The organism is Nocardia heshunensis, assembly GCF_054782115.1.
Map to the genome: position 1 here is coordinate 903125 of NZ_BAAGTC010000004.1, position 24589 is coordinate 927713.

The 24589-nt window shown below is 67.4% G+C and carries 22 protein-coding genes and 1 tRNA gene; 12 read left to right on the forward strand and 11 right to left on the reverse strand.

From position 1 onward, the window contains the following. Window positions 1–14: 14 nt before the first annotated feature. Genes ACYVN4_RS16725 through ACYVN4_RS16740 form a run of 4 tightly spaced genes read right to left on the reverse strand, consistent with a single transcriptional unit; the run spans window position 15 to window position 3476 of the window. Window positions 15–383, reverse strand: a complete 369-nt coding sequence (locus tag ACYVN4_RS16725) for a carboxymuconolactone decarboxylase family protein (protein ID WP_460721996.1) — start codon at window positions 381–383, stop codon at window positions 15–17. Next, window positions 380–1207, reverse strand: coding sequence for an NAD(P)-dependent oxidoreductase (locus tag ACYVN4_RS16730; protein WP_460722718.1), 828 nt, complete (start codon window positions 1205–1207; stop codon window positions 380–382). Before ACYVN4_RS16730 ends, ACYVN4_RS16725 begins: the two co-directional genes overlap by 4 nt. A gap of 35 nt (window positions 1208–1242) precedes the next feature. Further along, a complete protein-coding gene (locus tag ACYVN4_RS16735; RefSeq protein ID WP_460721998.1) occupies window positions 1243–1995 on the reverse strand; it encodes an SDR family oxidoreductase in 753 nt (250 codons plus the stop codon). Between the two features lie 11 nt (window positions 1996–2006). Then, window positions 2007–3476 (reverse strand): aldehyde dehydrogenase, encoded by a 1470-nt coding sequence (locus ACYVN4_RS16740; RefSeq protein ID WP_460722000.1) that lies wholly within the window; start codon window positions 3474–3476, stop codon window positions 2007–2009. 233 nt (window positions 3477–3709) lie between these two features. On the opposite strand from ACYVN4_RS16740, the gene ACYVN4_RS16745 reads away from it, so the two are divergent. From ACYVN4_RS16745 to ACYVN4_RS16780, 8 genes are all read left to right on the forward strand, one after another. After that, on the forward strand, window positions 3710–4915 hold the full coding sequence (locus tag ACYVN4_RS16745) for a cytochrome P450 (protein WP_460722002.1): 1206 nt from the start codon (window positions 3710–3712) through the stop codon (window positions 4913–4915). Beyond that, window positions 4915–5691: an SDR family oxidoreductase gene (locus ACYVN4_RS16750; protein ID WP_460722004.1), complete on the forward strand. Its 777-nt coding sequence runs from the start codon at window positions 4915–4917 to the stop codon at window positions 5689–5691. Before ACYVN4_RS16745 ends, ACYVN4_RS16750 begins: the two co-directional genes overlap by 1 nt. A gap of 25 nt (window positions 5692–5716) precedes the next feature. Further along, a complete protein-coding gene (locus tag ACYVN4_RS16755; protein ID WP_460722006.1) occupies window positions 5717–6265 on the forward strand; it encodes a nuclear transport factor 2-like protein in 549 nt (182 codons plus the stop codon). Further along, a complete protein-coding gene (locus ACYVN4_RS16760; RefSeq protein WP_460722008.1) occupies window positions 6262–7515 on the forward strand; it encodes a hypothetical protein in 1254 nt (417 codons plus the stop codon). The genes ACYVN4_RS16755 and ACYVN4_RS16760 overlap by 4 nt, the downstream gene beginning before the upstream one ends. Before the next feature lie 24 nt (window positions 7516–7539). Then, window positions 7540–9150: an acyl-CoA synthetase gene (locus ACYVN4_RS16765; RefSeq protein ID WP_460722010.1), complete on the forward strand. Its 1611-nt coding sequence runs from the start codon at window positions 7540–7542 to the stop codon at window positions 9148–9150. A gap of 41 nt (window positions 9151–9191) precedes the next feature. After that, a complete protein-coding gene (locus tag ACYVN4_RS16770) occupies window positions 9192–9899 on the forward strand; it encodes an acetoacetate decarboxylase family protein (protein WP_460722012.1) in 708 nt (235 codons plus the stop codon). After that, window positions 9896–10666 carry an SDR family NAD(P)-dependent oxidoreductase gene (locus ACYVN4_RS16775; protein WP_460722014.1) on the forward strand — a complete coding sequence of 257 codons (771 nt, stop codon included), beginning with the start codon at window positions 9896–9898 and terminating at the stop codon, window positions 10664–10666. Before ACYVN4_RS16770 ends, ACYVN4_RS16775 begins: the two co-directional genes overlap by 4 nt. A 191-nt stretch (window positions 10667–10857) precedes the next feature. Next, window positions 10858–12642: an ABC transporter ATP-binding protein gene (locus ACYVN4_RS16780; RefSeq protein ID WP_460722016.1), complete on the forward strand. Its 1785-nt coding sequence runs from the start codon at window positions 10858–10860 to the stop codon at window positions 12640–12642. A 4-nt stretch (window positions 12643–12646) separates the two neighbouring features. Here ACYVN4_RS16780 and ACYVN4_RS16785 read toward each other — a convergent pair whose 3' ends face one another. Beyond that, on the reverse strand, window positions 12647–13468 hold the full coding sequence (locus ACYVN4_RS16785) for a crotonase/enoyl-CoA hydratase family protein (RefSeq protein ID WP_460722018.1): 822 nt from the start codon (window positions 13466–13468) through the stop codon (window positions 12647–12649). A gap of 134 nt (window positions 13469–13602) precedes the next feature. Between ACYVN4_RS16785 and ACYVN4_RS16790 the strand changes: the two genes are divergently transcribed. Beyond that, on the forward strand, window positions 13603–15192 hold the full coding sequence (locus tag ACYVN4_RS16790) for a succinic semialdehyde dehydrogenase (protein WP_460722020.1): 1590 nt from the start codon (window positions 13603–13605) through the stop codon (window positions 15190–15192). Window positions 15193–15196: 4 nt separating this feature from the next. Here the strand turns inward: ACYVN4_RS16790 and ACYVN4_RS16795 are convergent, their stop codons facing one another. Beyond that, window positions 15197–15796, reverse strand: coding sequence for a YbhB/YbcL family Raf kinase inhibitor-like protein (locus tag ACYVN4_RS16795; protein WP_460722022.1), 600 nt, complete (start codon window positions 15794–15796; stop codon window positions 15197–15199). A 115-nt stretch (window positions 15797–15911) separates the two neighbouring features. On the opposite strand from ACYVN4_RS16795, the gene ACYVN4_RS16800 reads away from it, so the two are divergent. Then, window positions 15912–16766: a helix-turn-helix transcriptional regulator gene (locus ACYVN4_RS16800; RefSeq protein ID WP_460722024.1), complete on the forward strand. Its 855-nt coding sequence runs from the start codon at window positions 15912–15914 to the stop codon at window positions 16764–16766. 68 nt (window positions 16767–16834) lie between these two features. Then, on the forward strand, window positions 16835–18037 hold the full coding sequence (locus ACYVN4_RS16805) for a cation:proton antiporter domain-containing protein (protein ID WP_460722026.1): 1203 nt from the start codon (window positions 16835–16837) through the stop codon (window positions 18035–18037). Window positions 18038–18110: 73 nt separating this feature from the next. Here ACYVN4_RS16805 and ACYVN4_RS16810 read toward each other — a convergent pair. The 4 genes from ACYVN4_RS16810 to ACYVN4_RS16825 form a co-directional block, all read right to left on the reverse strand. Beyond that, window positions 18111–18184: transfer RNA gene (locus ACYVN4_RS16810), tRNA-Pro, on the reverse strand. A 65-nt stretch (window positions 18185–18249) separates the two neighbouring features. Beyond that, window positions 18250–18993 carry a hypothetical protein gene (locus ACYVN4_RS16815; RefSeq protein ID WP_460722029.1) on the reverse strand — a complete coding sequence of 248 codons (744 nt, stop codon included), beginning with the start codon at window positions 18991–18993 and terminating at the stop codon, window positions 18250–18252. Between the two features lie 376 nt (window positions 18994–19369). Beyond that, a complete protein-coding gene (locus ACYVN4_RS16820; RefSeq protein ID WP_460722031.1) occupies window positions 19370–20419 on the reverse strand; it encodes a hypothetical protein in 1050 nt (349 codons plus the stop codon). Between the two features lie 52 nt (window positions 20420–20471). Next, a complete protein-coding gene (locus ACYVN4_RS16825; protein WP_460722033.1) occupies window positions 20472–21437 on the reverse strand; it encodes a metallophosphoesterase in 966 nt (321 codons plus the stop codon). Between the two features lie 83 nt (window positions 21438–21520). On the opposite strand from ACYVN4_RS16825, the gene ACYVN4_RS16830 reads away from it, so the two are divergent. Then, window positions 21521–21985: a GatB/YqeY domain-containing protein gene (locus tag ACYVN4_RS16830; RefSeq protein WP_460722035.1), complete on the forward strand. Its 465-nt coding sequence runs from the start codon at window positions 21521–21523 to the stop codon at window positions 21983–21985. A 57-nt stretch (window positions 21986–22042) separates the two neighbouring features. Here ACYVN4_RS16830 and ACYVN4_RS16835 read toward each other — a convergent pair whose 3' ends face one another. Continuing rightward, a complete protein-coding gene (locus ACYVN4_RS16835) occupies window positions 22043–24409 on the reverse strand; it encodes a penicillin-binding protein (RefSeq protein ID WP_460722037.1) in 2367 nt (788 codons plus the stop codon). Window positions 24410–24589: the final 180 nt, after the last annotated feature.

The following is a 24589-nucleotide window of genomic DNA, read 5'->3' on the forward strand; positions in this document are numbered from 1 at the left end:
ACTGCGGGTAGGGATTACTTCTTCTTGGCCAGTGTCTTGCGGATGGCGCCGTCGAGCTTGGTGGCGCTGGGCCAGCCCACATAGTGGGCCAGGAACACCGCGATCTCGCGCAGTTGGCCCGCGTCCAGTTCGCCGTTGCGCAGGGCCGCGCCGACCTGGATTTCGGCGATCTCCGCATTGCCCTGTGCGGTAATGGCTCCGAGCAGTAGTAGCCGCCGGTCGCGCAGGGACAGGCCGGGGCGGTTCCAGATGTCGGCGAACAGGTGGTCGACGGTGACCTCGTAGAACGGGTCGCCTTCCAGGTCGGGGAGGTCGAAGCCGTAGACCTCCGACATCTTCTTCAGGCCCGCCTGCCGGACCTCGGAGGGCTGCTGCTCGGTCATGACTGCTCCTTTGCTATCGGGCCGGGACCTACACCGAGTCCGTCGCCGAGGTCGTGTAGTGCGTGGTGTGCCAGTGGCAGATTCACGTCGAGCCGGGCAGCGAGATCGAGGGCCAATGCCAGGTCCTTCTCGCCGAGGTCGCGGACGTGGCCGAGGATGGGGAACCAGAAGTCGTCGGGTGCGACGGGGGCGGTGGTCTTGCGCAGCATGATCGCGCCGGGGCCACCGGTGTGCGAGTCGGAGTGGCGGACCACCTTGCCGAGGGCGGCGATGTCGAGACCGGCGGCCTCGGCCAGGCGCTGGGCCTCGGCGGCCGCGGTGAAGGCGACGAAATGCAGCAGGTTGCGGGCCAGCTTCATGCGGGTGCCCGCGCCGACGTCCCCGGCGTGGATGACCAGGGAACCGAAGCGGGAGAACGGGTCTCGGACGGCCTCGAAAGCCGCCGTGCTGCCGCCGACCATGACGGCGAGTGCGCCACGTTGGGCGGCCGGTGCGCCGCCGCTGATCGGTGCATCCACGAATTCGATGCCGTGCGAGGCGCATTCGGCGGCCAGCTCGACGGCGGTGCGGTCGCTGATGGTCGAATGCACGGCGAGCACCGTGCCGGGTTTCGCCGTTTGCAGCAGGCCCTCGACCACCGTGCGGACCTGGTCGTCGTCGAGGACCACGATCGAGATGACGCGGCAGGATTCGGCAAGTTCGGCGGGGGAATCGGCCGCCTTCGCCCCGGCCTCGGTGAACGGCTGCACCGCGTCCGGGCGCATATCGCAGACCACCAGGCCGCCGGGCCAGTCGGTGAGGCGCTGGGCCATCGGCGCGCCCATATTGCCGAGGCCGATGAAGCCGATCGGGAAGTCACTCACGACCGGAACACCTGCCCGCCATCGACATTCAGGATCTGCCCGGTCACCCAGGCAGCCTCGTCGGACAGTAGGTACAGGCAGGCCCCGACCATGTCCTCGGTGGTGCCCAGGCGCTTCAACGCCATCTGCTTCACCAGCTGATCCACGAACTGCTCCGGCACGATGCTGCGGGTGGCCTCGGTGTCGGTCGGGCCGGGCGCGATGGCATTGACGCGGATCTTGGAGTGGCCGAGCTCGTGCGCCAATTGCTGGGTGAGGCTGTTGATTCCGGCCTTGGCCAGGCCGTAGAAGCCGGAGTAGGTCCAGGCCGCGGTGGAGGATTGGTTGACGATCGAGCCGCCGCCGGTCTTGGCAATGTGCTTGTGGACCGCGCGGGTCATGTTCAGTGCGCCGTCCAGGTTCACGGCCATGAACTTCTTGTAGTAGTCCCACGGGACCGTGAGCAGGATGTCGAGCTTCATATCGCCGTAGATGGCGGCATTGTTGACCAGGTGATGGATGCCGCCGAACTCGGCGACGGTGAAATCGGCGACGGCCTTGGCGGATTCGGGATCGGCGACGTCGACCTGCGCGAAGACGGCGGTCCCGCCGCCCGCGGTGATCTCCTTCGCCGTGGCCTCGCCCAGTTCGCTGTTCAGGTCGGCGACAACGACTTTCGCACCTTCGGCGGCGAGGGCCTTCGCGTAGGCCGCGCCGATGCCGCGGGCGGCCCCGGTCACGATGATCGACCTGTCGGTGAAACGGCTCATGTCGGTACTCCTCAGCAGCCGGTCGCGATGAGTTTGGTCTCGGTGTATTCCTCGAAGCCGAGGACGCCCATTTCCCGGCCGATGCCGGACTGCTTGTAGCCGCCGAAGGGCGCGTCGGCCGAATACCAGATGCCGCCGTTCACGCTGAGCGTGCCGGTGCGGACACCATTGACGACAGTGCGCAGCCGCTCGGGATCGCGTCCCCAGACCGAGCCGGACAGGCCGTAGGGGGAGTCGTTGGCGATGCGGACGGCATCCGCGTCGCCGTCGAACGGGATGACGGTGAGGACGGGGCCGAAGATTTCTTCCTGGGCCACCCGGGAACTGTTGGGCAGGCCGGTGATCAGCGTCGGCTCGATGAACCAGCCGGGGCCGTCGGCGCGCTTGCCGCCGGTGACGATGGTGCCGCCCTCGGTACGGGCGAGGTCCAGATAGCGTTCGATGCGAGCCAACTGGCGTTCGGAAATGACCGGGCCGCAGACGGTTCCAGGCTTGGCGGGGTTGTCGGGCTTGATGTTGGCCAGGGTGCGGGCCGCCGCTTCGACGGCCTGATCGTGGTGGGCACGGGGGACCAGGAGTCGGGTGCTGATCGCGCAGCCCTGGCCCGCGTGCACGCAGACACCGAAGGCCGCATAGCTCGCCGCCGCCGCGATGTCCGCGTCGTCCAGCACGATGAACGCCGACTTGCCGCCGAGCTCCAGGAAGACCTTCTTCAAAGACGCTGCCGCCGTGGTCATCACGGACTTGCCGGTGGCCGTCGAGCCGGTGAAGGAGATCATGTCCACACGGGGGTCGGCGACCAGTTGTGCGCCCAACCCGTGGTCGTCGGAGGTGACAATATTGACGACACCGGCGGGAATGTCGGTGTGCTCGGCGATGATCCGGCCTACCGCGGCCGCGCACCAAGGGGTGTCGGGTGCGGGCTTGAGGACCACGGTGTTGCCCGCCGCCAGGGCCGGGCCGAGCTTGGCGAAGTTGATCTGGTGCGGGAAGTTCCACGGGGTGATGGCTCCGACTACGCCGATGGGTTCGCGGCGCAGGGTGCGGGAGCTCTTGATGCCCATGGGGGAGGCGATGCCGAGATCGGTTTCCCAGGCATAGGTTTCGGCCAGGTCGGCGAAGTAGGCGAGATCGGCGACGGGGCCCTCCAACTGGGGGCCGCTGGTCAGCATGCGGGGTGCACCGGCTTCCGCGATGGTGATTTCGCGGAGGGCTTCGATGTTGTCTTGCAAAGCGTCTCGGAGTTGGCGGAGACCGGCGGCACGGGCCTTGGCGTCCCGCGACCAGTCGGTCGTGTCGAAGGCCGTCCGGGCCGCGGCTATCGCCGCATCCATGTCGGCCGCGTCGGCGTCGGCCGCGTGGCCCAGGGGTTCGCCGGTAGCCGGATTCGACGTGGTGAACACGCCGTCGCCGCCCGGCGTCAGCTTGCCGTCGATCAGCAACCGCGAACCGCTCTCCGGTATGAGATCGCTCGGGCTCATAGGTAGCTCCCATGCTGTCCGGACACGTGTACGGACTATATGTACGTAGCTCGGATACGCGCAAGAACATGTTTCAGTTCTGGATGTCGCGCCCGCGCTCGGTTTCGGGATTCCGTTGTCAGACCATCCCGTCGCTAGTACCGTACAGACACATGTCCAGCTATGTGTCTCCGTTGCTGGAAAACGTTCGTCAGAGCCGATGAACGCGTTATCGAATACGAGGTGCAGACAGAATGACCGCAGCCTCCGTCGAGCCGCTGCTGTTCGACCCCTACGACTACCGCATGCACGAGGACCCCTATCCCGTGTACCAGCGGTTGCGCACCGAGGCCCCGCTGTACCACCACCCCGAACTCGACTTCTGGGCGCTCTCCCGACACGTCGACGTGGCCGCCGGATTCCGTGACGACACCCGACTCTCCAGCGCCAACGGGGTCTCCCTGGACCCGGCCGCCTGGGGGCCGCACGCCTGGCGCACCATGTCCTTCCTGGCCATGGACGACCCGCGTCATCTGCGGCTGCGCAAGCTGGTCTATCAGGGGTTCACGCCCCGGCGGGTCAGCGAAATGAGCGACCGTATTCGTGAGATCACGCTGCGCTATCTCGAACCTGCGCTGGCCAGCGGTGATTTCGATTGGATCGACGCGGTCGCGGGCCAGGTCCCGATGGACGTCATCTCCGAACTGCTGGGCGTGCCGGACTCGGACCGAGCCGAACTGCGCAGACTCGCCGACCTGCTGGTGCATCGCGAGGAGGGCGTGCTGGACGTGCCCGTCGCGGCCATCGAGGCGGCGATGCAACTGGCCGGGTACTACAACGAGATACTCGCGGCCCGGAAGAAACAGCGCGCCGACGATCTGACGTCGGCCCTGCTGGATGCCGAGGCGGACGGGGACCGGCTCACCGACGAGGAAATCCTCGGATTCATGTTCCTCATGGTGGTCGCCGGGAACGAGACCACGACCAAATTGCTGGGGAACGCCCTGTATTGGGCCGGACGCAATCCGGAGCAGTACGCGAAGGTGGCCGCGCAGCCCGAACTGGTCGAGGACTGGGTGGAGGAGACGCTGCGCTACGACGCGTCGAGCCAGATCCTGGCCCGGACCGCCGCCGTCGACCTGGAGTACTACGGGCGGACGATTCCGCAGGGCTCGAAAGTGCTGTTGCTCATCGGTTCCGCGAATCGGGATCCGGCGGTGTTCCATGACGCCGACCGCTACGACATTCAGCGCGGCGACAAGGGCGGGCTGATCAGCTTCGGGCGCGGGGTGCACTTCTGTCTGGGCGCGCATCTGGCCCGGTTGGAGGCGACCGTCGTGCTGCGGGAGTTCGCGACTCGCGTGCGGGGGTACGGGATCGGTGAATCCGGTATCGGCCGGGTGCATTCGGTGAATGTGCGTGGGTTCGCCCAGCTGCCCGTGTCCGTGGAGGTGAAGTGATGGCTCGTTTCACGCCACATCCCGACCGGCGGCCGGCGATCGTCGCGGGCGCGTCGTCCGGCATCGGCGCTGCCACGGCGGAAGCGCTTGCTGCGCTGGGTCATCCGGTGGCGCTGGGTGCGCGCCGGGTGGAGATCTGCGAGACCCTCGCCGAGAAGATCCGGGCGGCGGGCGGCGAGGCGTTCGCGGGACGGTTGGACGTCGCGGATACCGCCTCGGTCGACGAATTCGTCACCGCCGCAGAGGAAGCCCTGGGGCCCATCGAGATTCTCGTGTCCGGTGCCGGTGACCTCGAATTCGGCCGCGGTTGGGAAATGGATCCCGACCTGTTCGAATCCCAAGTCCGGGTGCACCTGGTCGGGGCGCAACGGCTGGCGCACCGAATCCTGCCGGGCATGCTCGAACGACAACGCGGCGACTTCGTGATCATCGGCTCCGACTGCGCCGTGCGCGCCCGGCCGGGCGCGGGTGCGTACAACGCGGCCAAGACCGGTGTCGAGGCATTCGCCACCCAGCTGCGCATGGAGTTGGAAGGCACGGGGGTTCGCTCGTCCATCGTGCGGCCCGGCCAGACCCTCACCGGCATGGGCATGCAGGCCACGCCCGAAGTGGTTGGCCCGCTACTGGAGAACTGGGTGAAGTGGGGATTCGCCCGGCACGCGCACTTCCTGCGGCCCGCCGATCTGGCGGCCGCCGTGACCGCGGTCGTGTCCATGCCCCGTGGCTCGCATCTCGTCCTGGTCGAGGTGCAGCCGGAAGCACCTATTACTCAATAGATCTCAACAGATTCAGGAGGCCGTTATGGCCTGGTCCCGTGATGAGCTCGACGAGATGGTCCGCCGCTGGGTGGACGAGAACAAACAGTGTGAGGCGGCGGGGGACTGGAAACCCCTGGAGCACTTTTACACCGAGGACGCCACCTACGGGTGGAACTACGGTCCGCAGCAGGAATTCATGGCCGTCGGGCGGGACGAGATCCGGGAGATCGCGCTCGGACAGGAGATGTTCGGGCTCGAGGGCTGGACGTATCCGTATCAGGAATTCGTGGTCGACGAGCGCAACGGCTCGGTGATCGGCTTCTGGAAGCAGGTCAACGACCAGCAGCGCGCCGACGGGCGGCCGTATTCGCCCGAGGGCATCGGGGGCAGCTGGTTCCGGTATGCCGGTGACTTCCAGTGGAGCTGGCAACGTGACTTCTTCGACTTCGGCAATGTCACAGCGCTTTTCGTGGAGATGATCTCCAACGACGCGCTCTCGAGCGGCATGCGCAAGCGCATGGAACGGTCCATGACCGGTCAGCCACTGCCGGGCTGGTACCCCATCGGAAAGGGGCCGGTGCCCCTGTGGTGACCAGCAGATACGAATCGCTGACCAGATCCGAACTGGCGCTGCTGGTTCCGGAACTGCTGCTGTGCGGGCACCTCATCGATCGATCCGGCATGGCGCATGTGCTCGGCGCGCTCGGAAGGCCGGGGATGACGGCGGTGGCCATCGAGGAATGGCAGCTCGCCAGTCCGGTGTACACACGGCGAATGCGCAAGGCGCTCAACATCACCGGTGACGGGGTGAGCGATATCTTCAAGGGCTTCCAGCTGGATATCGGTGCGCCACCGCAGTTCATGGACTTCCGGTTCCGGGTGATCGACCACGATCACGGGGAATTCCATTTGGACCACTGTGGCGCACTCGCCGATGTGGAGCCGATGGGGACCGAGTTCGTGGTGGCCATGTGCCACGACATCGAGGACCCGACCTTCGATGCGACGGCGCTGGCCACCAATCCGTATGCGCAGGTGCGGCCGGTACATCGGCCGCCACGGGAGCCCGCGGACCGGAAGCCGGTGTGCGCGTGGACGGTGACGATCGATCCGGCGCACGAACCCCCGGCTGCCCCGGCCGGAGCCGAATTGATTGCCGGATCCGAGGCGGCGGCGACCGTGCTGGCTCCGATCGATCCGGAGGATGAGGGGATGGCCGACTATTCGGGACCGCTGCTCAGCGACCTCCGGTTCGGCGACTTCTCGCGGTCGGCGCTTGTTCGGATGGCCGATGAGGTGAGTTTGCAGCACCATCTGCTCACCCTCGGTTACCGGGCAGCGGTCGAGGCGCGAACGAAACCGGAAGTGGCGCTGGATATTCTGCGCAAACAGTTCACGGGAATCGCGGGACTTACCGCCGAGCGGATTCGCAACGCGCTCGGTCTCGGGGATGATTTCGCCGACCTCGCCAAGGTGCTCCGCCTGCATCCGGCATTCAATCCGGCCGCGTACGTGGATATCGAGGTATCCAGCGAGACCACCGGCGGCGAGCAGTCGGTGGAACTGCGGATCGGGCGGGCCTGCGGGGCCGCCGACGACGGAGCGTGGTCGGCGCTGCTCGACCCCGAGCACCTGCAACCCCTCGACGCGCTGGTGCGCGGGGTGAATCCGCGCTTCTTCACCGCCGTGCGCGAGGTTTCCGACTGCGCGCTCACCCTCGAGATCCGGCGCGCGGACCTGCCCTTCCGCACCGCCGACGAGGTCGCCATCACCCGGTTCAGTTCGGGGGCGGGCTTCGTCTTCGCCGACCGGGGCACACCGCTACCGCTCACCGTGCTGTAGCCGGAACCACCAGGAGATACGGCCGTGGCCTGCAATTTCGCCGACCTCTACGAACACATCGCCGATGCCGTGCCGGATCGGATCGCCGTCATCGAGGGTGCCCGGCGGCGCACCTTCGCCGAACTCGACGCCCGCGCCAACCGGTTGGCCCATCACCTCGCGGCGGCGGGCGCGGCGCCGGGGACGCATATCGGGTTCCACATGCACAACAGCATCGAGTCGCTGGAAACGCTGTTGGGCTGCTACAAGATTCGCGCGGTACCGGTGAACATCAACTATCGGTACCGGGCGGAGGAACTGCGGTATGTGTACGACAACGCGGATCTGGAAATGGCGGTGCACCACCGGTGTTACGCACCGCTGATCGAGGAGATCCGGCCGGGATTGCCGAAGCTGCGGCACACCGTGGTGGTGGAGGACGATCAGGGTGGGGTGGGGCTGTTCTCGGAATCCGTCCGCTACGAGCAGGCTCTCGAATCAGGTTCGTCCAGCCGGGATTTCGCGCCGCGCAGTGCCGATGACCATTTCATCATGTACACCGGCGGGACCACCGGGCTGCCCAAGGGCGTGATCTGGCGGCAGGAGGACATGTGGCGGGTGCTGGGCGGGGGCATCGACTTCTACACCGGGGAGCCCGTCGCCGACGAGTATCAGCAGTCCCGCATGGGCGCCGCGAATTCGACGCCGATGACCTGGTTCGTGCTGCCGCCGATGATCCACGCCGCCGCCATGATGCCCACCTTCACCGCGTTGTGGTCCGGCAATGCCGTGCTGTTCCAGCCGCGCTTCGATCCCGACGAGGTGTGGCAGGTGGTGGCGCGGGAGCGGCCGCACGTGCTGGTCGTGACGGGTGACGCCATCGCTCGTCCGTTGGTGGATTCCTACCGGGCCGCACCCGTGGACGCGTCCTCGCTCATCTCCATCGGCTCCGGTGCCGCACAGCTCACCCAGCCGGTGAAGAACGCACTGCTGGAACTGTTTCCGAGCACGCTGGTCACCGAATCCATCGGATCCTCCGAAACCGGTTTCGGCGGCATTGGATTCGCCCAAAAGGACGACGATCCGGCGCGCGCACCACGGGTCACCACCGGGCGCGGGGCGCTGGTCGTGGATGACGGCGGGCATCCGGTCGGGCCGGGCGGTGAAGGCTGGGTGGCCAAGACCGGGAATGTGCCGATCGGGTACTACAAGGATCCGGTCAAGACCGACAAGCTGTTCCGGACCGTGGACGGCGTCCGCATGGTCATCACCGACGATCGGGCCCGTGTCGAGGCCGACGGGACGGTGACGCTGATCGGGCGCGGGAACATGGTCATCAATACCGGCGGGGAGAAGGTCTTTCCCGAGGAGGTCGAGGCGGTGCTCAAGGCGCATCCGGCCGTGTACGACGCGATCGTCATCGGGGTGCCGCACGAGCGCTGGGGTCAGCAGGTGGCGGCGGTGGTGTCGGCGGCCGACGGTGCGATCGACTTCGAGGCGCTGGTGGCGCGGGTACGCACGCAGCTGGCGGGATACAAGCTGCCGCGCCGGATCTGGGTGGCCGACGCGGTGTCGCGGACCCCGAGCGGCAAGCCCGACTACCGGTGGGCGAAGTCCTGTGCGGCGGCGGCCGAACCGAATTGGGAAAGTCGATGAAACCGCTGACGGCCGGTACTGAAACCTGTTCTAATTTTGGCGTGGAAGCGCATTCCGTCCTAGGTGAACAGGTCCGCATGCCGGTCGAGATCCGGCACGCCGGCGCCTGCTCGGCGCTGTTCCTGGTCGACCCCACCGCCGCGCGCGCACTGCTCGCCGCCGCCGGGCTGCAACCGGTCACCGTGCTCGGAAAAGCTGTGCTCTCACTGGCTTTCGTGCGGTACGTGGACGGGGACCTGGGGCCCTACCACGAATTCGCCTTCTCGCTGATGGCCAAGCAGCGCGGCCGCAAGGACAGCACCGGGGCCTACATTCACTGGCTGCCGGTCAACCAGAGCTTCACCTGCGAAGCGGGACAGTCGATCTGGGGCTTTCCCAAGCTGATGGCCGACATCGACATCACCCCCGACGGTCGCGGGCATCGCTGCGAGGTGCGGCTGGACGGGCAGCTGGTGATCGCCCTGCGCGTCGCGGACGGCATCCCCATGCCCGGCGGCGCGGGCGGCGCGTCCATCGACGCCTACACCTGGCGTAACGGCATCCTGCGCCGCACACCGTGGGTCATGGACCCGGGCGCGGTGAGCGGACGGCCCGGCGGCACCCGCGTGGAGCTCGGCACCCATCCCGTCTCCGACCAGTTGCGCGCCCTCGGCCTGCCCAAGGGCGCACTGTTCTCCAGTCGTATCGGCGCACTCCGCATGACCTTCGGGGAAGCCGCCACGGTATTGCGGACCCGGGAGGTCCGATGACCCGGACAGCACTCGTCACCGGCGCGGCCAGCGGCATGGGACGCATTGTCGCGCAACGGCTCGCGGCCGCGGGATGGAACGTGGCGGCGGTCGATATGAATGCCTCCGGGTTGTCGGAGACCGCCTTGCGGTCACCGAACACGCACACCTACACCTGCGATGTCTCCGATCCCGGCCAGGTACGCGCCGTGGTCGACAAGGTGCGCTCGGAACTGGGCACCATCGATCGCCTCGTGCACGCCGCGGGCATGTGCCACGTACACGCGTCGGTACTGGACCACGATGTGGCGCAGCTGCGGAAGATGATGGACGTCAACTACATCGGCACCGTCAACCTCTGCCAGGCCGTCGTCCCGGCCATGAAGCAGGCGGGCGCGGGCACCGTGGTGCTGTTCGCCTCGCTGGCGGGCTGGCTGCCGTCGCCGGGCCTGGCCGGGTACACGGCCTCCAAGCACGCGGTGATCGGGTTCGCCGACAGCCTCTCCTACGAACTGCACGGCACCGGGGTCCGATTCCTGGTGCTCTGCCCGCCCATGGTGGAGACGCCGTTCCTGGACAAGGTGCGCGAGGAGAACGCCAGCGTGCTCGGCAATACCGGCGGGGCCTCGCCGGAGAGCATTGTGGATGCGTTGGAAAAGGCCCTGGCCAAGCCGAAGACACCCTTGTTCGTCTTCCCCGGGCAGGCCCGTCCGGCGTATCTCATGCGACGCTTCCTGCCGAATATCGCCCGATCCATAGTCCGGAGCTCGGTGCGTCCCACCGAATAACCCCCCCGCACGTGGATGTCGGCAAGTGCTCCGCTCGACATCCGCACCCGGCGCTGGGCAGCCATTCCGTGGCTGCCCAGCGCCGACAATTCAGCTACCGGCTGGCAATAATTCGGTGGCGGAACCGCCTCCCCGACGGGCACTGTGGGCTGTCTGTACTGCTCACGAGCACTTGTCGCGAGAGGAGATGAATGAGTTCGCGCACGTCCGCTGTGATGCTGGTTCTGCGCTATTACGGCCGGGAGATGTCCCGCCGCAAGGTGATAACGGCCCTGGGCATGCTGGGACCGGCCCTCGGAAAAACCTGTCAGCTCTATATCGCGCCCCTACTGGTCGCCGTTCTCGTCGGCAAGGTGGCGGCCACCGGAGATTCCTCGTTCGGCACCCTCGCGCCGTACGTGCTGGGCTTCGCCGGGGTGCTGCTGTTGTCGGAGGTGTTCTGGCGCATCGGAATCCACTTCCTCAACCGGCTCGACGCCTACGGTATCGAGAATCTCTACAACACCGCCATGGACGAGCTGCTAGCCAAGGACGCGGCGTTCTTCCATGACAACTTCGCCGGCTCGCTGACCAAGCGGTCGCTGAGCTTCGCCACCCGGTTCGAGGAGTTCGCCGACACCCTGGCCTTCGAGATCGTTTCCGCGCTGGTGCCGATGGGCTTCGCGTGCGTGGTGCTGTGGCGCTACGACCCGATGCTGGTGGTCACCCTGCTCGGCCTGATCGCGCTGTGCGGCGTGGTCGTCACCCCGCTCATCAAGCGGCGGCAGCGACTCGTCGACGAGCGGGAGGCCGCCGTCGCGCTGGTCTCCGGGCACGTCGCCGACAGCCTGTCGAATATGCAAGCGGTACGGGCCTTCTCGGCCGAACCGCAGGAGGCGGCCGAACACCGGCGGCGAGTGCTGGGGCAGCGGCGCAAGACGCTGCTGTCGTGGGACTACAACAACCTCTTCATCGACACCGCGGTCATGCCGCTCATGGTGATCGTGAACGTGCTGGGGCTGCTGATCGCGCTGGGCATCGACGGCGGGCACGCCTCGGTCGAGGTGATCATCGTGGTGTTCACCTACTACTGGAACGCCACCGACATCATGTTCCGGTTCAACCAGATCTACCGGCGCTTGGAGAGCTCCACCACCGAGGCCGCGCAGTTCACCGAACTGCTGCTGGAATCGCCGACCGTACTGGATGTGGCGGAGCCGGAACCGCTGCGGCCCACGGGGTCCGGGATCCGGTTCGAGCGGGTGGACTTCGCGCACGCGGGTGCGGCACCGCTGTTCCGAGGGCTGGATCTGGATGTGCCCAGCGGGTCGCGCATCGGGCTGGTCGGGCGTTCGGGCGGCGGTAAGAGCACCATCACGCAGCTGCTGCTGCGCATGATGGACATCGACGGCGGTGCCATTCGCATTGGCGGGCAGGATATTTCGCGGCTTCGCCAAAGCGACCTCCGCAGCCTGCTCGCCTATGTACCGCAGGATCCGGCGATGTTCCACCGGACGCTGAGCGAGAACATTCGCTTCGCCCGGCCCGACGCCACGGACGCCGAGGTGCGGCGTGCGGCCAAGGCCGCGCACGTCACCGAGTTCGCGGACGGGCTGCCCGAGGGCATGGACACGCTCATCGGCGAGCGCGGCGTGAAACTGTCGGGCGGGCAACGGCAGCGGGTGGCACTCGCGCGCGCCATCCTGCGTGACGCACCCATCCTGCTGCTGGACGAGGCCACCAGCGCCCTCGACTCCGAGAGCGAAATCCTTGTCCAGCAAGCGCTCTGGGAGTTGATGGAAGGGCGTACGGCGCTGGTGGTCGCGCACCGGCTGAGCACGGTGGCCGATATGGATCGGCTGGTCGTGCTCGATCGGGGGCGGATCGTCGAACAGGGCAGCCACGAGGAGTTGCTGCGTGCCGAGGGCACGTACGCCTCCCTGTGGCGGCACCAGTCCGGCGGGTTCCTGGGTGAGGAATTGGCCGTTCGGCCGTAACCCCTTACTTCCCTTGGAAGTTCGGCTTCCGCTTCTCGGCGAAGGCGCGAGGGCCCTCCTTCGCGTCTTCGCTGCGGAAGACCGGCAGGCCGACCTTCGCGTCGATCTTGAAGGCGTCCTCTTCGTGCAGACCCTCGGTGTCGCGAATGACCTTCAGGATCGCCTGGACCGCCAGCGGCCCGTTGTTGTTGATCAGTTCGGCGATCTCCAAGGCCTTGTCGAGCGCGGTCCCGTCCGGCACCACGTGCCCGATGAGCCCGAAGTTCAGCGCCTCGGTGGCGGTGATGTGGCGGCCGGTCAGCAGCAGTTCGGCCGCGATCGTGTACGGGATCTGGCGCGGCAGCCGTACCGCCGACCCGCCCATCGGGAACAGGCTCCACTTCGCCTCGGACACACCGAATTTGGCGCTCTCCCCGGCAATGCGGATATCGGTGCCCTGCAGGATCTCGGTGCCGCCCGCGATGGCCGCGCCCTCGACCGCCGCGATCAGCGGCTTGGTCAGGCGGCGGCCCTTGAGCAGGCCCGGCATCCGGGTCGGGTCGAAGGCGGAGCCCTCCGACATGCCGTCGCTGGGGTTGCGCTTGTTCATGGCCTTGAGGTCCGCGCCCGCGCAGAACGCGCCGCCGGCCCCGGTGAGGATGCAGGAGCGGATCTCCGGATCGTTGTCGACCGTGTCCCAGGCCTCGGTCATGATGGCCAGCATTTCGCCGGTGAGGGCGTTCTTGGACTTGGGCCGGTTCATGGTGACGATCAGCGTCGCGCCGCGCTTCTCGACCAGCGCGTGCGGTTCGGTGTTGCTGGGCGTTTCGGTAGTCGCTGCGGTCATCGCCGACCCTTCTTCCACTTTCTCGGGCTGATTCCGGCACGAAACTACCCCGCACCGTTGTCCTGAACAATAACGTGTTCTAGTTTGGATCATGGTGACCGCCGTCACGGGCGGCAAGTACTGGAGAGAGTCCCATGAGCACAACGAGCAAGGCGAAGCTTCCGCCCCGCGTCACGGAATCCCTCATCAACCGGCTGACCGCCATGGTGACGGCCGGCAAGGCGGGCGAGGCTCGCGAGCCCTTCGAGATGACCGAGGTCTACACCGGCGACGTCGTCGGCTACCTGCCGCAGTCCTCGCCCGAGGACGTGGTCGCGGCCGCCGAGCTGGCGCGCGCGGCGCAGAAGGAATGGGCGGCCCGGCCGGTCAAGGATCGCCTCGCGGTGTTCGAGCGGGCGCACGAGTTGATTCTCTCCGAAATAGAAACCCTCGCCGACCTGATCCAGATCGGTTGCGGCAAGGCGCGGCGCATGGCCATCGAGGAGGCGTGCGATACGCCCATGGTCATCGCGCACTACCTCAAGACGGCCGAGAAGACCCTCAAGCCCAAGAAGCGTTCCGGCCCGATGCCGGTGATCACCTCCTCCACCGAGGAGCACCGGCCCAAGGGCGTGGTCGCGGTCATCGCGCCCTGGAACTTCCCCTTCGCCATCTCCATGTCCGACTCCACCCCGGCGCTCATCGCGGGCAACGGCGTGATCATGAAGCCGGACAACAAGACCGCGCTGTGCACGCTCTACGGCATCGAGTTGCTGCAGAAGGCGGGCCTGCCGCGCGGACTGGTGCAGGTCGTGTGCGGCGGCGGGCCGGATGTCGGCCCGACCCTCATCGACAATGTCGACTTCGTCATGTTCACCGGCTCGACGGCCACCGGCCGCACCATCGGCGAGCAGGCCGGGCGCAACCTCATCGGCTGCAGCCTGGAACTCGGCGGCAAGAACCCGATGATCGTGCTCGACGACGTGAACCTCGACGAGGCCATCCCCTCGGCCATCTTCGCCGTCTTCGGCAACACCGGCCAGGCCTGTATGCACATCGAGCGCATCTATGTGCACGAGCGCATCTACGACGAGTACCTGCGCCGATTCGTCGCCGCCGCAGAGGAACTCGGCAAGACCATGGGCGCCAGCTACGACTTCGACCCCGAAATGGGTTCGCTGGTCTCGGTCGACCACATGAAGCGCGTCGCCTCCCACGTCGACGAGGCCCGGGACAAGGGCGCCACCGTCGTCACCGGCGGCAACCCCCGCCCCGACATCGGCCCGGCCTTCTTCGAGCCGACCGTGCTCACCGGCGTCACCAAGGACATGGCCCACGCCACCATGGAGACCTTCGGGCCCGTGGTGAGCATCTACAAGTACGGGTCCGTCGACGAGGCGGTGGAGCTCGCCAACGACACCGCGTATGGGCTGAACGCCAGCATCTGGACCGGAAACATCGACCGCGCAACGAAACTCGCCGAGCGCATCGAATCCGGGGCCATCAATATCAACGACGGCTTCGTCACCAGCTACGCCGCCAAGGGCACCCCGTCCGGCGGCGTGAAGCAGTCGGGCGTGGGCACCCGGCACGGGGCGGCCGGTCTGCTCAAGTACACCGACACCATCAATGTCGGGGTGCAGAAGAAGCAGATCATGGCCGCCCGCGCGTCGATGCCGTACGAGAAGCAGCTCAAGTCGACCCTGGTGACGCTGCGGCTGATGCGCCGCCTGCACCTGGGCTGAGCTGTCAGGAGCGCTGGGCCGTCAGGCTCAGGTGCGCCACGCCGATGATGTGCGATCCCATCGAGAAGGACGCCACCGTCGGCGTGGTGCTCGCGGGCAGGCCCAGGCTGGGAGTATCCAGGGCCAGCACCGAGATCCGGTAGGTGTGGGCCTTGTCGCCCGCGGGCGGGCAGGGGCCCAGGTAGCCCGGCGCGCCCGCGTCATTGGCTCCGGCCACACCTGCCGCTCCCGCGGTGAAATCCTTTGCGGTGGCGGGGATATCCCAGTTCATCCAGTGCCAGAAGCCCGCACCGGTCGGGGCATCGGGGTCGAACATGGTGACCGCGAAGCTCTTCGCGGCTTCCGGGGCTCCGGACCAGGACAGGTGCGGGGCGTGGTTGGCCGCGGTGCAGCCGAAGGCCCCGGCGTAGAAGTCGGCGGGGAAGGCGCCGGTGGCGTCGGCGGTGACGGTGAACGATGCGGCCGTCGCCGGGACGACGGGGCGGACCTGAACCGACGACGAGGTCGTGGTGGGTGTCGAATCGTGGTCGCTGCCGCAGGCGGTCAGCCCGGCCAGGGCCGCCACTGCGAAAGTCGCGGAAACGATGCGTGCGGTGCGGTTCATGGCCGTCCTCCTCGGTGGTTCGAATGCTGAGATCAGCATCCCGTTGACCGAGAACGGACGGGAGATCCTCCGCAGCCTGGTATCCCGCATGCCACCCACGCCCTAGGCTGGCTGCGTGGAGAGTACGGGATCCGGGACGGAGTTGGGCGCGTTCCTGCGGGCGATGCGAGAACGACTGTCGCCGGAGGATGCCGGACTCCGCAGCGTCGGCACCCGGCGCACGCCCGGCCTGCGGCGACAGGAGGTCGCGCAACTGGCCGCGGTCAGCATCGACTGGTACATCCGGCTCGAGCAGGGCCGGGTCGGGACGCCGGGGGCAGCGATCCTCGACGCCCTTGCCGACGCCTTACGGCTCACCGATGCCGAGCGATCACACCTGCACCTGATCGGGCGCGGCGCTCAGCCGCCTGCCCGCCGCACCATCGAACCGCCCGCCTCGCTGCGCGCCGTACTCGACGGGATGCCGTCGCTCCCGGCCTACCTGAGCGATTTCCGGCTGGACGTGCTGGCCCGCAACACGGCCGCCGCGGCGCTGTTCGGTCCCGGTTTCGAGCCCGGCATCAATGTCGCCCACCTGACCCTGCTCGACCCGGACATCCGCGCCAGCCAGCTCGATTGGGAGCGGGTGGCCCGCGAGACCGTCGGCAATCTGCGCCGCAATCTGGCCCGGCATCCCGACGACGCCCGGCTGCGACAGGTGATCGCCGAATTGCGCACGCGCAGCCCGGAATTCACCGGCTGGTGGGACGACCACACGGTCCAGGACCGCAGCCACGGCAGCAAGCGCATTCGGCATCCGGCCGGCGAGCTGACCGTCTGCTACGACAACCTCACCAGCCCGGACGGCGCGGACCACAGCCTGACCGTGCTGACTCCCGTCGACGCGGCCACCGAGGCGGCGCTGCGGGACATCCTCACCGCCCACGCGAATCTGCTGGGCGGCACCCGGCTTCGGCCGGTCGCGGGCTGACCCGCTCCGTTCACCGGCCACTCCGCTCCGTTCCCGGACCATACGGTTCGGTCTGTCAAAATGGCTGAATGATTGCCACCATGCTGGCGGTTGCCATCTCCTTGACCGTGTGGGGCCTGTTCGCCGCCAAGTTCGACCAGTGGCGCATCTCGGCACCCATGCTGACGGTCGCGGCGGGCGTCATCGTCGGCCTGGCGGTGCGCGACTCCATCGGCGAGACGCTCGACACCGAAGCAGCCTTGCACGCAGCGGAATTCGTGCTCGCGGTGCTGCTGTTCGTGGACGCCACCGAGGTGCGCGGCGGCCTGTTCGGCCGCAATCCCGGTGCGGCCCTGCGCCTGCTGCTCATCGCGCTGCCGCTGAGCCTGGCCGCCGCCGTCGGGCTGGGCCTGTGGTTGCTGCCCGGATCCGGGTGGGCGCTGCTGCTCGTCGTCGCCTGCGTGGTGGTGCCCATCGACTTCGCGCCCGCGGCGGCGATCCTGCGCGACAAGCGAATTCCGGTGCGCGTGCGCAACATCCTGAATGTCGAGAGCGGCTACAACGACGGCATCGTCTCCCCGATCATCCTGTTCGCCCTGATCCTCGCGGGCGACCTCACCCAGGACCACACGCCGCTCAGCGCCCTCGGCACCGTCGGTCCCGCCGCCCTGAAGGCGCTGCTGGTCGGCGCGGGATTCGGTGCGGCCCTGGCCTTCCTGACCAACCGCGCCGACGCCGCCCGGCTGATGAGCCTGCAGTCCAAACGGCTCATCATGGTCGCCGCCCCGCTCGGCTCCTACGCCCTGTCGGTGGCCATCGACGGCAACGGCTTCGTCGCCGCCTTCATCTGCGGCTTCGTCATCCACCGCGTCCGCAAGACCGAAGAACACCACCGCGAACTCGAACTCATCGACGACATCGGCTTCCTGCTCACGGTCGTCATGTGGTTCGCCTTCGGCGCCACCGCCGTCTACACCCTGTGGGGCGGCGCGAATTGGCGGCTGTGGCTGTTCTGTGGAGCCATCCTGACCATCGTCCGCATCGTCCCGGTCATGGTGTCGCTCATCGGCTACCACCTCACCACCGTGGAGAGCTTCCTCATCGGCTGGCTCGGCCCCCGCGGCACCACCTCGATCGTCTTCGGCCTGCTGGCCTTCAACAAACTCCGGGACGAAAAGGCCGAACTCGCCCTGACGGCAATGGTGATCACGGTGCTCGGCAGCGTGCTGCTGCACGGCCTCGGCTCGCCCCTGACCGCCCGCGGCTACCGCCGGCGCATGGCCAAGAACTGACAAGTCTCCGGATACGAGTAAGGCCCTGACCGGAAAACCGGCCAGGGCCTACTGCTGTGTCTCAACCAACACGTCGGGGTGACAGGATTTGAACCTGCGACCTCTTCGTCCCGAACGAAGCGCGCTACCAAGCTGCGCCACACCCCGTGAAGCGAACCTGGAGTAGCTTAGCGCACCGTTTGTCCAGACGTTAAATCGGCTGGTCAGATGGCCTAAAGGAGGCGAAAAGAGGCGAACAGTTTACGCGCGGAATCGGCGGTGACGGCCTTGTCGACGCCCGTGTCGGCGACGATCACCAACACCAGTGAACCCTTGCCCGCGGTGCCGACGCTGAGGGCGAAGGTATAGACCATATAGGCGGTGGCGCAGCCCGCGGGCGAGGTGAACGCGCCGCTGGTCTCCAGGTACGTGCCCTTCAGATTGCCGTCGGTGGTGCTGAGCTGTTGTGGCGCGCCCGCGGTGAGCGAAGTCTTGGCCGAGTAACCGATACGGGCGGCGTGCGCGCCGACATCGGTGGCCGCGGCGGTCGCGTCGTCGATGGTCGAAGTGCTCAGGAACATGGTGGTGCGGGTGTTGTCGGTGCAGTAGTCGATACCGTCCTGCGCGTAGCCCACGCCGGGGATGCTGTCGGAGCTGGTGCCGAAGATGCTCTGGCTCTGATCGATGGCCCAATCCTTGGGAATATCCCACGCGGCCTTCAGATCTCCGGGCACGTCGACCTGATAGCCGGGAATCGTGGGCGTCAGCGTGGACTGCGGGGCCGTGCTGGTCGGGTGCGGAGTCGTGGCCGGTTTGGTGGTCGAGGAGGGCTTGGCGGAGCTGCTGGGCGCCGCGGCGGTGCCCGAATCGTTCATCACCACGGCGACCGCGACGATCGTCACGATGACGACCACGAGCGCACCCACGGCCGCGAGCAGCCAGATCCGGTTGCGGCCGGGCGGGGGTGGCGGAGCCATGGGCGGGAGCATGTTCGCGGCCGCGCCATAGGGATTCTGTAGCGGAGGAACCGGATTCGGGCCGGACAAAAACGGTCTCGGCCCCGTCGACTGCGGATTCGGCCCGCTCGTATAGGGATTCGGTCCGCCCGTATACGGATTCGGGCCGCTCGTATAGGGATTCGGACCGGAGACATACGGATTCGGGCCGGAGACGGAGGGATTCGGCCGTGGATACGGCGCCGGTGGCGGCGTGACAGGTTCCCGCGGGTGCTGTCCGCTCACCGGTCCCTGCCACCAGTCCCCGCTGGAGGTGGTCTGCTCCGGGTCGATATTGCGATCGTCGGTTCCGCTGTTCATCGTCGGACCCCCTGTCTGACGAGTTGTGCTGTCGCCCTTATTGAATCGGGCGGATGCTGGCGAGGATCTTCTTGGCCATGGTGGCGTCCACCGCCTGGTCCACCCCGGTATCGGCCGCGATCGTGAACACGAACGCGCCATTGTCGCCGGGGAAGGCGAAGGTGTAGACGGAGAATGTCGAGGCGCAGCCCGCGGCCGGCTGGGTGGTGCCCTTGGTTTCGAGGTAGATGCCCTGCAGTTGCCCATCGGAGGACTGGAACGACTCCGGCGCACCGGAGGTCGTGCCGCTCGCGCCGGACCAGCCGATGCGACCCAGGCGGGTACCGATATCGGCGGCCGCCTTGGCCGGATCCGATTCCCCGGACTGGGTCAGAAAGATGTTGGTGCGCACATTGTTCGGGCAGTAGTCGGTGCCGTCCTGCGCCAGCCCGGCCACCGGGATGGCGTCCGCGCCGGTGCCGAAGGAACTGGCCCCGCTGCGATCCACCTTCCAGCTCTGCGGAATGTCGTAGGCCGCACCGTTGTCCGGGATCGTCACCACCTGGTAGCCGGGAATCACCGCGGCCGGTGTGGAGGTCGGCTTCGGGCCGGTGGTCTTGGTGGCGCCGGGCCGGTTCGACCCGGTCGGCTTGGCCGTGGTCGACGTGAGCGCGCTGATCAGCGACGGCGTGGTGTTCGACTTCGCCGACGGCTCATTGGAACCGCGGTTCACCAGCGCGACGACCACGACCGCCGCGATGATCGCCACCACCAGCGCGCCCAGACCCACGAACAGCCAGCCGCGTCCCCGGCGACCACCGGGCGGCGGGGGATAGGGCGGCTGCTGACCGCCGTAAGGCGGTGGGCCGCCGAACGACTGCGTGGGCGGGTACTGCGGCTGCCCGCCCGGGTACGGCGCACCGTACGGACCACCCGTGATGGGTGTCGTCGGCTGCGGGTAGCCGGGCTGATTCCATGCCGGATTCGGTTGCGGCGCAGGCGCAGGCTGATACGGCTGCTGCCACGCCGGTTCCTGACCTGTCCCGCCCTGCCACCAATCGGGTTGCTGTCCACCGGGCTCGCTGCCGCGGTCGTTTCCACTGGTCACGGTTGCCCCCTGACTGACGACTACGTACCGCGTTGGTTATCGCGGCGGGCGCTCACCGCGCGACAGCCTCCGAAGACGCGGTGCGGCCGCGCCCCGACTCGGCGGCGGGCTTCTTCGGCGGCGCGCCGACCAAGGTCAGCAGCGTGGCCTCCGGACGGCAGCAGAAGCGGTACGGCGCCCACGGCGAGGTGCCCAGGCCCGCGGACACGTGCAACCGGGTGTGTGCGCCCCAGCGCGAGGCCCCCTTCACCCGGGCCCGGTCGATCCCGCAATTGGTCACCAGCGCACCGAAACCGGGCACGCACAGCTGTCCGCCGTGGGTGTGCCCCGCCATCACCAGGTCGTAGCCGTCGGCCGCGAACCGGTCCAGCACCCGCGGCTCCGGCGAATGGGTGAGTCCGATGCTCAAGTCCGCCAACGGATTCGGCGCACCCGCGACCGTCTCGTAGCGATCCCGCTGCAGGTGCGGATCATCCACGCCCGCCGTCGAGATCTTCACCCCGGCGACCTCCAGATCGCGGCGCACGTGCGTCAGATCCAGCCAGCCCCGCTCGGTGAACGCGGCCCGCATGTCCTGCCAGGGCAGCGGATCGCCGTAGACCCGCTTGTGGTCCTTCTTGAAGTACTTGAGCGGGTTCTTCGGCACCGGCGCGAAGTAGTCGTTCGAGCCGAAGACGAAAATGCCGGGGCGCGCGAGCAATCCGCCCAGCGACTGCACCACCGACGGCACCGCCTTCTGATGCGACAGGTTGTCCCCGGTGTTGACCACCAGATCCGGCTCCAGCCGGTCCAGCTCGCGCAACCACGCCTGCTTCAACTGCTGACCCGGCATCATGTGCAGGTCGCTGATGTGCAGCACGCGTAGTGAGGGTTTGCCCGGTTCCAACACCGGTAACGTCGCTTCCCGCAGCGTGAAGGCATTGCGCTCGATGAGCGTCGCGTATCCGATTCCGGCGACCGCGACCCCGGCGGCTCCGAGTGCGGCACGGCTGAGGTTGGAGGTCGAGAAGACGGGCATTTGCCCAGAATAGGCGACCCGGCGGAGAAACATCGAGTCAAATGAGCTGGACCACGATAGAAGTCCCTCGTACCGTGTCGCTCATGTCGGAACTCAAAACCAAGCTGCGCTCGGATATGACCACCGCGATGAAGAGCAAGGACGCGCTGCGCCTGGGCACCCTGCGCATGCTGCTGTCCGCGATTCAGAACGCCGAGGTCGCCGGTCCGGCCGCGCGTGAGCTCTCCGATCCCGAGATCGTCGCCGTCCTGCAGAAGGAGGCGAAGAAGCGCAACGAGTCCGCCGTCATCTACGAGCAGGCCGGACGCGGTGAACTGGCCGCCAACGAGCGCGCCGAAGAGCAGATCATCGACGAATACCTGCCCACCCAGCTCACCGACGCCGAGGTGGGCGACATCGCCGACACCGCCATCGCCGACGTCGCCGAGGAGACCGGGGCGCGGCCGGGCATGAAGCAGATGGGGCAGGTCATGAAGGTCGCCACCGCGCTGGCCGCCGGACGGGCCGACGGGTCGCGGATCTCGGCGGCGGTGCGCGCCCGGCTCTGAGACTTCTTCAAGACGAAAGGCCCGGAGTGACATCGTCACTCCGGGCCTTTTCTCTGCCTATCGCGGGATCGGGATGGGGATCGGGATCGGTGGCAGCTGCGGGATCGTGATGCCCGGCAATCCCGGTATCGACACCGGTGGCGCATTCGGCGCGGGCGCCGGTATCTGGCTGCCGTCGCTGACGTACAGCGTGATCACCGAGCCCGGAATCGCCGACCCGTTGGGCGAGACGTTCATGACCGTGCCCTTGGCCGCACCCGGCTGGGTGGTGACCGAGACCTGGAAGCCCGCCGCGACCAGCGTCGAGGTGGCCTCCGCCTGCTGCATGCCGATCACGTCCGGAATCTGCGAATTGTTCGATCCGCGAACGTACTTGTCATCGGTCGGCGGCAGCGCCGCGGGCGGGAATCGATCGAGCACGTTCTTCATCGCGCCCAGATAGGTCCGCGCCGGTTCATTACCGCCGTACAGGTTTCCGCTGCCACAGCTGCGCAACGGGTAGGAGCAGATCTCGCCCGGCGTCGGGGAGTCACCGTAGATGTAGGACGACCCGGCGAAGGAGTTGGTGAACGCCAAGAAGGCCGACGAGCGGTGGGTTTCGGTCGTTCCGGTCTTGGCGGAGGTCGGGATGTTCCAGCCCACCGAATGCGCGGACCCGGCCGCGGTACCGCCCACCACGTCCTGGCTCAGCGCATTGGCGAGGGTATTGGCCAGACCCGGATCCACCACCTGCTCACACGCCTGCTGGGTCAGCGGCACCGACTTGCCGTTGCGGTCCACCACCTCTTTGATCGGGGTGGGCGGGCACCACTTGCCGCTGGAGGCCAGCGTCGCGGCCACATTCGACAGTTCGAGCGGGTTGATCGCGACCGGGCCCAGCGTGAACGAGCCCAGGTTCTGGTCCTTGACCATGTCGGCCAGGCTCTGGTTGCCGTGCCCGGAGGTGCCGGGCTGGGTGTAGGAACGCATGCCCAGCCGGACCGCCATGTCCACGGTCGGGGACACGCCCACGGCCTGGATCAGCTTGACGAAGGCCGTGTTCGGCGAGGTCGCCAGCGCCTGTGTCACCGACATCGAGCCCGCGTAGTTGCCCGCGTTCTTCACGCAGTAGGTCTCCGGCGGGCAGCCCGGGGTGCCCGAGTTACCCATGCCCTTGGCCTGGAAGTTCGCGGGTACGTCGAGGGTGGCGTTGATGCCCAGGCCCTTCTCCATGGCCGCGGCCGTGGTGAAGATCTTGAAGATCGAGCCCGCGCCGTCACCGACCATCGAATACGGCTGCGGCTGCACGGTCTGATGCGCGTTCGCGTCCAGGCCGTATACGCGGCTGGACCCCATGGCCAGCAGCGGATGCGAATCCTGGCCGGGGGCCACGATATTCATGACCTCGGCGATGTCGTCCAGATTCGGGTTGGTGTTGGCCGCCAGCGAGTCGCGCACCTGGTCCTGGACCGCCGGATCCAGGGTGGTGCGAATCAGGTAGCCGCCCTTCTCGATCTGATCGCGGCTGATGCCCGCGTTGTTCAGATACTGCAGCGCGTAGTCGCAGAAGAAGCCGCGGTCGTTGGCGGCGATGCAGCCGCGCGGCAGGCTCTTGGCCTCGGGCAGCACGCCCAGCGGCGCGTCCTTGGCCTTGCGGTACTCGTCGGCGCGGTTGGGCACGTTCTGGATCAGGGTGTCGAGCACCGTGTTCCGTCGCTCCAGCACGCCGCTCGGGTTGGTGTAGGGGTTCAGCTTGGAGCTGGACTGCACCATGCCGGCCAGCATCGCCGACTGTGGGACGTTGAGGTCCTTGGCGTCCACGCCGAAATAGGTCTGCGCGGCGTCCTGGATGCCGTAGGAGCTGTTGCCGAAGGGCACCAGGTTCAGATACCGGGTGAGGATCTCGTCCTTGGTGAGCCGCTTGTCCAGCGTCAGCGCCATCCGGATCTCACGGATCTTGCGGGCGGGGGTGGTCTCGGTGGCGGCGCGGCGCTCGGCGTCGGTCTTGGCGACCACCAGCAGCAGATAGTTCTTCACGTACTGCTGGTCGATGGTCGAGCCACCCTGCGAGACCTGGCCGCCGGAGGTGTTGGTCAGGAACGCGCGGAACGTGCCCTGCCAGTCCACACCGTGATGGTCGGCGAAGCGCTTGTCCTCGACCGAGACCAGGGACAGCTTCATGTCATTCGAGATCTTGTCGCTGGTGACCTCGAATCGGCGCTGCTCGTAGAGCCACGCGAAGGGTGTCCCATTGGCGTCCACCATGGTCGAAACCGCTGGCACGGTTCCCTCGACGAGTTCGGCGGAGACATTGTCGACGGCGTCAGCGGCTCGGTTGGAGATGAACCCGAAGCCACCGGCCAGAGGGAACAGCAGTCCGGCGAGCAGCACGGCGGCCAGGACGCAGCTGCCGGCCAGTCTCCAGAGCGTTCGTGTGATCGGCACGGGCCCTAGCCTAATTGGCCTTTCGGACACTCGGTGTTCGCCCGTCCGGGTGTCCTTTCGTCCGGAAAGGTACGGACTGCCCGGTTCCATGCAACGAATGCGTGGACGGACGTACCAGAAAATCTCGGGACGGTCTTGCGCTGGCCATACACCTTTACCTAGATTGAGAACCCAGTGTGA

Excerpts from the sequence above, each read along its gene's own strand:
- ACYVN4_RS16805 (WP_460722026.1), top strand. The coding sequence starts at position 16,835 with ATGATTGCCACCATGCTGGCGGTTGCCATCTCCTTGACCGTGTGGGGC.
- ACYVN4_RS16830 (WP_460722035.1), top strand. The coding sequence starts at position 21,521 with ATGTCGGAACTCAAAACCAAGCTGCGCTCGGATATGACCACCGCGATG.
- ACYVN4_RS16745 (WP_460722002.1), top strand. The coding sequence starts at position 3,710 with ATGACCGCAGCCTCCGTCGAGCCGCTGCTGTTCGACCCCTACGACTAC.
- ACYVN4_RS16725 (WP_460721996.1), bottom strand. The coding sequence starts at position 383 with ATGACCGAGCAGCAGCCCTCCGAGGTCCGGCAGGCGGGCCTGAAGAAG.
- ACYVN4_RS16730 (WP_460722718.1), bottom strand. The coding sequence starts at position 1,207 with ATGGGCGCGCCGATGGCCCAGCGCCTCACCGACTGGCCCGGCGGCCTG.
- ACYVN4_RS16795 (WP_460722022.1), bottom strand. The coding sequence starts at position 15,796 with ATGAACCGCACCGCACGCATCGTTTCCGCGACTTTCGCAGTGGCGGCC.
- ACYVN4_RS16740 (WP_460722000.1), bottom strand. The coding sequence starts at position 3,476 with ATGAGCCCGAGCGATCTCATACCGGAGAGCGGTTCGCGGTTGCTGATC.
- ACYVN4_RS16780 (WP_460722016.1), top strand. The coding sequence starts at position 10,858 with ATGAGTTCGCGCACGTCCGCTGTGATGCTGGTTCTGCGCTATTACGGC.
- ACYVN4_RS16750 (WP_460722004.1), top strand. The coding sequence starts at position 4,915 with ATGGCTCGTTTCACGCCACATCCCGACCGGCGGCCGGCGATCGTCGCG.
- ACYVN4_RS16785 (WP_460722018.1), bottom strand. The coding sequence starts at position 13,468 with ATGACCGCAGCGACTACCGAAACGCCCAGCAACACCGAACCGCACGCG.
- ACYVN4_RS16790 (WP_460722020.1), top strand. The coding sequence starts at position 13,603 with ATGAGCACAACGAGCAAGGCGAAGCTTCCGCCCCGCGTCACGGAATCC.
- ACYVN4_RS16755 (WP_460722006.1), top strand. The coding sequence starts at position 5,717 with ATGGCCTGGTCCCGTGATGAGCTCGACGAGATGGTCCGCCGCTGGGTG.
- ACYVN4_RS16815 (WP_460722029.1), bottom strand. The coding sequence starts at position 18,993 with ATGGCTCCGCCACCCCCGCCCGGCCGCAACCGGATCTGGCTGCTCGCG.
- ACYVN4_RS16775 (WP_460722014.1), top strand. The coding sequence starts at position 9,896 with ATGACCCGGACAGCACTCGTCACCGGCGCGGCCAGCGGCATGGGACGC.
- ACYVN4_RS16825 (WP_460722033.1), bottom strand. The coding sequence starts at position 21,437 with ATGCCCGTCTTCTCGACCTCCAACCTCAGCCGTGCCGCACTCGGAGCC.
- ACYVN4_RS16735 (WP_460721998.1), bottom strand. The coding sequence starts at position 1,995 with ATGAGCCGTTTCACCGACAGGTCGATCATCGTGACCGGGGCCGCCCGC.